This is a genomic window from Winogradskyella sp. UBA3174, from assembly GCF_002364335.1.
Taxonomy (GTDB): Bacteria; Bacteroidota; Bacteroidia; order Flavobacteriales; family Flavobacteriaceae; genus Winogradskyella.
This window is the reverse complement of the sequence record NZ_DEXW01000042.1, coordinates 72803-78802: the sequence shown is the minus strand read 5'-3', so window position 1 is coordinate 78802 and position 6000 is coordinate 72803. Positions and strand designations below refer to the sequence as shown.

6 protein-coding genes are annotated in these 6000 nt (G+C 33.8%); all 6 read right to left on the bottom strand.

What is annotated here, in order from left to right; all coding sequences use genetic code 11:
- On the bottom strand, positions 1 to 395 hold a 395-nt coding region (locus B2U95_RS07005; protein ID WP_296314155.1), incomplete at its 3' end, for an ATP-binding cassette domain-containing protein.
- A gap of 177 nt (positions 396 to 572) precedes the next feature.
- A complete protein-coding gene (locus B2U95_RS07000) occupies positions 573 to 1505 on the bottom strand; it encodes a dihydrofolate reductase (protein ID WP_296314153.1) in 933 nt (310 codons plus the stop codon).
- Between the two features lie 54 nt (positions 1506 to 1559).
- Positions 1560 to 2384, bottom strand: a complete 825-nt coding sequence (locus B2U95_RS06995; protein WP_296314150.1) for a thymidylate synthase — start codon at positions 2382 to 2384, stop codon at positions 1560 to 1562.
- 192 nt (positions 2385 to 2576) lie between these two features.
- Complete coding sequence (locus B2U95_RS06990) at positions 2577 to 4256, bottom strand: NupC/NupG family nucleoside CNT transporter (protein ID WP_296314148.1); 1680 nt, start codon at positions 4254 to 4256, stop codon at positions 2577 to 2579.
- A 15-nt stretch (positions 4257 to 4271) separates the two neighbouring features.
- Complete coding sequence (locus tag B2U95_RS06985; protein WP_296314147.1) at positions 4272 to 4886, bottom strand: bifunctional nuclease family protein; 615 nt, start codon at positions 4884 to 4886, stop codon at positions 4272 to 4274.
- Between the two features lie 151 nt (positions 4887 to 5037).
- A complete protein-coding gene (locus B2U95_RS06980; protein WP_296314145.1) occupies positions 5038 to 6000 on the bottom strand; it encodes an electron transfer flavoprotein subunit alpha/FixB family protein in 963 nt (320 codons plus the stop codon).

Below are 6000 nucleotides of genomic sequence, written 5' to 3'. Positions count from 1 at the left end.
GATTTGTTTCGTTTATCGTAAAGGTTCACTTTGTTTAATAAGTACTTCACCAATTCTTTACGTTCAGACGTATTGGTAATTCCTTTTAAAATGGACAAATGAGTTAACAATTGTTCTGCTGTAATACGAGGATACACACCAAATTCTTGTGGCAAGTAGCCTAAAACTTTTCGCAGTTCTGCAGGTTGGTTTAAAATATCAATATCATCTAAAGTTGCTGTTCCAGAATCGGCTTCTTGTAAGGTTGCAAGGGTTCGCATTAGAGAAGATTTGCCAGCGCCATTTGGGCCTAAAAGCCCGAACATGCCGTTTTCTAATTCTAGACTCACATTATCTAAGGCTTTTACACCGTTTGGGTACGTTTTAGATAAATTATTGATTTTTAATGAACTCATAGAAAATTGATTTTTGATTAGTTTAAAATATGACGACTAAAAATGAAAAGTGTTACAGTTTCGCTACTTTCATTAAAATTAACAAGCTAGCCCTTTATAAACAAAGACGTTAAAAAAAGATAAAGGGTTGCCTACTCATTTTGTTAATGAGTTTTAGAGCAAAAAAAAATAGAAATATTATTTCTTTAAATACGTGATAAATGAAAACGAATAGGCATGTTTCTCGTCAGCATTATTACTTGTTCTTTCAGACTCTGTCCATTTTGTTTCATCAATTTCAGGAAAGAAAGTATCTGCATCATCAAATTTAGAATGCACTCTTGTTATTTCTAACCTGCCAGCAATATCTAAAGACTGCTTATAGATTTCTCCACCTCCAATAATAAAAGGTTGCTGATCACTTCGAGCAGCGTCAATAGCCTCATCGAGATTATTAACTACAATTACACCATCCGGAACCTTATAATCTGCTTGTCTCGTAATAACTATATGTGTTCTGTTTGGTAATGGTTTTGGAAAACTTTCAAAAGTTTTGCGTCCCATAATTATATGATGCCCATTTGTTAGTGCTTTAAACCGTTTGAGGTCATCGCTTAAATGCCAGATGAGGTCATTGTCTTTACCAATAGCATTGTTTTCTCCAGCAGCAACAATAATGGTTAAATTATTAGATTTTTTTTTTAGTACTGGAGGTGTTTCTTCCTTAGCCTCATTATAAGCTTGGGATTGTGCGAGTTTAGTTTCCTCTTTTAGGAACCCTTTTTTTAGCTTGTCAATGCGCTTTTGCTGTTGGTTTACTAATTTTTCTAATTGTTCTTTCTCCCAGTCTTTACCCATAAATTTATTGGTAATAAAAACGCTCACAAAATGATAAATAACAAGTAGTAACCATGCTAAAACGAGATAAAACCACCATCCTTGACCAGCAAGTACGTACGTTTCGCCTATTGCTAAAAAGTTATTCGCTACAATAAAAAAGATTGAACCAATTAAAAATACTACAAAGTGAACGTATAAACGTTTTTTCTGTTTAATGCGTTTTTGAGCATTTTCAATGAGCTCTAATTGGTCTTTATCTATAGTTGAAACTGTCTTTTTCTTTCCGAACATAACTGAAATTTAATACTATAAAGATACCGTTTTTAAATAAATAATTTTGAATTATTAAACAGCAACAACACCTTTGATATGTGGATGTGGATTGTAATCTAAAAGTGTGAAGTCTTCAAAATTAAAATTAAAAATATCTTTAATTTCAGGATTCAATACCATTTTTGGTAAGGGTCTAATCTCTCTAGACAATTGTAATTCTAACTGTTCTTTATGGTTGTTATAAATATGTGCATCACCAAAGGTGTGAATAAAGTCACCAGCTTCAAATCCACAAACCTGAGCCATCATCATCGTAAATAAAGCATAAGATGCGATATTAAAAGGGACTCCTAAAAAGATATCAGCACTACGTTGGTAGAGTTGACAAGACAATTTACCATCAGCAACATAGAACTGAAAAAAGGCATGGCATGGAGGTAAAGCAGCTTTGCCTTCGGCTACATTTTCTGAGAAAGATTTAGATGTGTCTGGCAATACTGAAGGATTCCAAGCAGAAACTAGCATTCTACGACTATTAGGATTATTCTTTAACGTCGCAATAACGTCTTTAATCTGGTCAATATCTTCACTTGCCCAATTACGCCACTGGTGACCGTAAACTGGTCCTAAATCACCATTTTCATCGGCCCAATCATTCCAAATTCTAACTCCGTTTTCAGTTAAGTATTTTGTGTTCGTTTCTCCTTTTAAAAACCAAAGTAATTCGTAGATAATAGATTTAAGATGTAATTTTTTGGTAGTGACCATTGGGAAACCTTCCCTTAAATCGAATCGCATTTGATATCCAAAAACACTTTTTGTTCCTGTGCCAGTTCTATCTCCTTTTTCGTTCCCTTCTGCTAAAACGTGCTTTACTAAATCGTGGTATTGTTTCATGCTCACTTCCTGCGAAAGCAGGAATCTCTTTAAATTAAACTTGAGTTTTGTTGATATGCGATGCTGATTTCTATTCGGCATAACGTTAAGCGAAAATAAAAAAAAAGCATCAAAATCTGATATTTGATGCTTCACTATATATGATAAGTTATTAACTATGATTTGTAAGATTACTGCTTTTGCAAGAATTTGTTACCCAATTATCATACCTGCAATAGTGGCAGAAATTAAGGATGCTATTGTTCCACCTATTAAGGCTTTCATTCCAAACTTAGATAATTGCTTACGTTGTCCAGGAGCTAAAGAACCAATGCCACCAATTTGTATGCCAATTGAAGCAAAGTTGGCAAAACCGCAAAGCATGTAAGTTGCCATAATTATTGATTTTTGATATTTTAGGTGTGTAGCGCTAGTCACGTCTTTTAAATCTGCTAATTGAATGTAACCCACAAATTCACTTGCCGCTAACTTAATACCTAAAAGCTGTCCCATAAGTGCCATATCCTCATGTGCTATGCCAACTAACCACATTAATGGTGCAAATGTATAACCTAGTATGAGTTCTAAAGATAAGGCTTGGTATGGTGTATTAGCAGTAACCCATTCGTTGAGTGATGTGATATCACCAATGCCACCAAGGATACCATTAATCATTGCAATAAAAGCTACAAATACTAATAACATAGCGCCAACATTTACGGCTAACTTTAAACCTTCAGTAGTTCCGTTTGCTATAGACTCTAAAATATTAGATCCTATTTTTTCTTTAGAGACTGAAACATCTGTATTAATTTTTTCAATTTGAGGAAATAATATTTTAGAAACAACGATTGCTCCTGGCGCAGCCATTACTGAAGCTGCTAATAAATGTTTAGCATAAAATAACTGTAATTCTGGATCGTCACCTCCTAAAAATCCAATATATGCTGCTAAAACAGCACCAGCCACTGTTGCCATACCGCCAATCATTACAAGCAGAATTTCAGACTTATTCATTTTTTCTAAATAAGCTTTTATTAGTAATGGTGCTTCAGTTTGTCCTAAAAATATATTACCAGCAACACTTAAACTTTCTGCGCCAGAAATCCCTAAAACTTTAGTTAGTAACCAACCCATTCCTTTAACCAGTTTTTGAATAACACCAAGATAAAATAATACAGAAGTTAGTGCTGAGAAGAAGATAATTGTTGGTAGCACTTGAAAAGCAAATATATATCCGAAAGAATTTATATCTAACATACCGCCAAATAAAAATTCACTGCCAGCTTGTGTGAATCCTAGGATTGCTATAAACCCTTTTCCAACATACTCAAAGATTGTTTTTACAAGATCTACTTTTAAAACGCCAACAGCAATTATAAGTTGTAGCGTTAAACCAATGCCAACTGTTTTCCAGTTAATGGCTTTTCTATTGCTACTAAATAAAAAAGCAAGAAAAATAAGTGATACCATCCCTAAAACTCCTCTCCATAAACTCTTGAGTGAAAAACCTTGACTAGGAATTATTGTGTTTCCTTCATTCTCATTTAACTTTACTTTTGCAGAAAGAATGTTGCTTAAAGAATTGTATTTATATGATTTTATTTGGTCTTTAAAAACTAATGTAGAATCTGTTAATTCTGTAATTCTATATCTATTAGTTGAATTTATAGAATCATTATTAAATAGAATCAAAAGATTATTTTGATATATGTAATCGCCTTTAATTTGAGTATCGGGATTTGAATAGAAACTAAACTCACCTTTTTTAAACTCTAGATTTAAATATTTATTTATTGGTGCCTCAGCTACCCACTTTTTCTCTAGCTCTTGTGCTGTTATTGATGAAAGTCCAATAAATATAGCAACAAGTACCTTGAAAAAATGATTCATAAAAACATGTATTGGTTAACGTTTAGAAATTTCGTCCCTTATTTTGGCAGCTTTTTCATAATCTTCATTATTTACAGCATCATCTAATAAGTTGTTAAGTTCTTCTATAGTATGGTCTTTGTAGCCTTGTTGTTCTGCAGTTGCAGCTTCAATTTCTTCTGCAACGATATCATCTACAAGAATACTATCTTGTTCTTCGTCATCACTTTTAGGATTTACTTTAAGGTAGATTCCGGCTTTATCTAAGATGTTTTTATAGGTAAAAATAGGTGCCTGAAAGCGTAATGCTAATGCTATAGCGTCACTAGTTCTTGCATCAATAATTTCTTCAATTTTATCCCGCTCACAAATAAGACTTGAGTAAAATACTCCATCTACTAATTTATGGATAATAACTTGTTTAACAATGATATCGAAACGATCAGAGAAGTTTTTAAATAAATCGTGAGTAAGTGGTCGCGGAGGTCGAATTTCTTTTTCTAAAGCAATTGCTATAGATTGTGCTTCAAATGCTCCAATGACGATAGGTAGTTTTCTGTCACCATCAACCTCATTTAAAATTAATGCGTAAGCACCATTTTGAGTCTGACTATATGAAATACCTTTGATATTTAAACGAACTAAGCTCATAATTTATAAAACACAAAGAACTGTTTAAATTTGGACTTTACCAACTGCATTATACAGAATTGGATAATTTTCTCTTTACGTCCGATGAAACGTTAGTTTAGAAGAGAATTTCTAAATTTAAACAGCCCTTTCTTATTACAAGGTAGTAAAATTATGCATTTTGTGCTTTGAAAGCTTTTAATTTTTCGATGAGTTGAGGTACTACTACAAAGGCATCACCAACAACTCCATAATCTGCAGCTTTAAAGAAAGGGGCTTCAGGATCTGTATTTATAACTACTTTTACTTTAGATGAGTTGATACCTGCTAAATGCTGAATGGCTCCCGAAATACCTATAGCAATGTATAAGTTAGAGGCTACAGGTTTCCCCGTTTGTCCTACATGCTCGCCGTGTGGTCTCCAACCTAAATCCGATACAGGTTTAGAACATGCTGTTGCTGCTCCTAAAACTTCGGCTAATTCTTCAATCATTCCCCAGTTTTCAGGGCCTTTTAGACCACGACCTGCTGACACTACAGTTTCTGCATCTGCAATAGTTACCTTGTCTGCTGCCTTATCTACAGATTCTACACTTACACCAGATTCTGATACTGTTGGTGAAAAATCTTCAATAGTAGCTGTTCCTCCAGATTCTACTAAGCCAAATGAATTGTTAGATAAGCCAACAATTTTTACGTCTGTAGTAATTTCTGTATTTGCAAATGCTTTGTTTGTAAATGCAGAACGCTTCACTGTAAAAGGTGAAACACTAGAAGGTGCTTCAACCACATTAGAAACGTAACCTGCTTCTAAACCTACTGCTAATAATGGAGCTAAATATTTGCTGTCAGCACTAGCGCTAACAACAACGACTTTTGAACCTTCATTTTTGGCAGCATTTTCAATAGCAGAAGCGTATTTTTTTGCATTAAATGTGTTTAACGCATCGTCTTTAATTGAAAGTACTCTTGCTGCACCATAGTTGCCTAAACTGTCTTCATTATCTGCGTTAATAGTAACTGCAGTAACTGTAGTTCCCATTTGGTCAGCAATTGCTTTGGCGTAAGACACAACTTCTAAAGCTGCTTTTTTAAACTTTCCTTTTTCTGATTCTGTATATACTAAAACGGACAT